This is a genomic window from Synechococcus lacustris str. Tous (assembly GCF_003011125.1).
GTDB lineage: Bacteria > Cyanobacteriota > Cyanobacteriia > PCC-6307 > Cyanobiaceae > Synechococcus_D > Synechococcus_D lacustris.
In genome coordinates, this window is the sequence record NZ_PXVC01000169.1 from 1 (window position 1) to 1,723 (window position 1,723).

Annotated in this window: 1 protein-coding gene; it reads left to right on the forward strand. The window is 50.5% G+C overall.

Annotation, left to right across the window (positions count from 1 at the left end):
• A partial coding sequence (locus C7K08_RS13935; RefSeq protein ID WP_106501117.1) for an ABC transporter ATP-binding protein occupies positions 1-1,723 on the forward strand: 1,723 nt, incomplete at both ends.

Genomic DNA, 1,723 nt, shown 5'->3' on the forward strand with positions numbered 1-1,723 from the left:
CACCTAAGTAAGCGCAGACGCATCCAGCTGGGCTTATTACTAGTGGTGATGCTGGCTAGTGGTTTAGCGGAGGTGTTTTCACTGGCGGCAGTATTGCCATTTCTGGCGGTGTTAAGTGATCCGCAACGGATTTGGCAACAACCAGTGCTGCAGGGTTTAGCTAAGGCAGTGGGGATAACAACAGCTGGGCAGCTGCTGCTACCGGCAACAGTGATATTTGGTGTGGCGGCAGTGCTGGCAGCAGCAGTGAGGCTGCTTAATTTATGGCTGAATGGGCGTGTGGCTGCTGCGATCGGTAGCGACCTCAGCTGTGAAGCCTATAAACGCAGCTTGCATCAACCCTATGCGGTGCATGTGCAACGCAATAGCAGCAGTGTGATCACTGGCATCACAAGCCAGATCGGGCTCACTGTGGTGGTGTTGAACTCAACCCTGCAGCTATTCACCTCAGTACTGGTGGCAGCTGGCTTATTGCTGGCCCTGTTTGTGGTGGATTGGGGCGTTGCCCTAACGGCAGCAGTGGTATTTGGTGCGGCCTATGGCCTGCTGGCAAYCACAAGCAAAAAAAAGCTTGCTGCTAACAGCGCCTTGGTGGCAGAAACCAGCCGCCACCAGATGAAGGCATTGCAGGAGGGGCTTGGGGCAATTAGGGATGTGCTGCTAGATGGCAGCCAAAACACTTATCTAGGGATCTACCAAAAGGCAGATCGGCCGATGCGGATAAAGCAGGCCCAAAGCACATTCCTCGGTGCATTCCCTCGCTATGGGCTAGAGGCGCTGGGGATGCTGTTGATTGCAGCCTTAGCGTTGCTGCTGAAAATGCAACGGGGTGACACAGCTCTGGTGATTCCTTTACTGGGCACCTTGGCCCTAGGGGCGCAACGCTTGCTACCGGCTTTGCAACAGATTTATGGCAACTGGGCTGGCATTCGCGCCTACAGCTCAGCGGTAGCTGATGTGTTGGCGATGCTGAACCAACCAATGCCACAAGGTGCATTGCAAAGCCAACACAACAGGCCATTGCCGCTGAATGCAATGGTTGAAATCAAAAGCTTAAGCTTTAGTTATGGCTTAGATGCACCAATGGTGCTGAAGGATTTGGATTTAGAAATAAAAAAAGGAGAAAGGATCGGAATTATTGGGAGCACCGGTAGTGGCAAAAGCACACTGGTTGATTTATTGATGGGGTTATTGGTGCCGAGTGGCGGGCAATTGCTAGTTGATGGTGTTGATATTCATAGTGCTACAGCACCAGAACGGGTGAGGGCTTGGCGGGCAAGCATTGCCCATGTGCCGCAATCAATATTTTTAGCTGATAGCTCGATTGCAGAAAATATTGCCTTTGGTGTGCCAAAAGAGCAAATCAACATGAAGCAGGTGAGGGCTGCTGCAGAGCAGGCACAAATTGCAGCCTTTATTGAAAACAGCGCTGAAGGCTATAAAAGTTTTGTGGGTGAAAGGGGAATTAGATTAAGTGGTGGGCAACGGCAAAGGATAGGGATTGCGAGGGCTTTATATAAAAAAGCAAGTGTGCTGGTATTTGATGAAGCAACAAGCGCATTAGATAATGCAACCGAACAGGCGGTGATGGAAGCAGTGGAAGGATTAAGCCGGGACTTAACTTTAGTGATGATTGCCCATAGGCTTACTACGGTTGCAAATTGTGATCGGATTATTGAGCTTGAGATGGGAAAGGTTGCAAGTATTAAGTGCGGCTCTAATT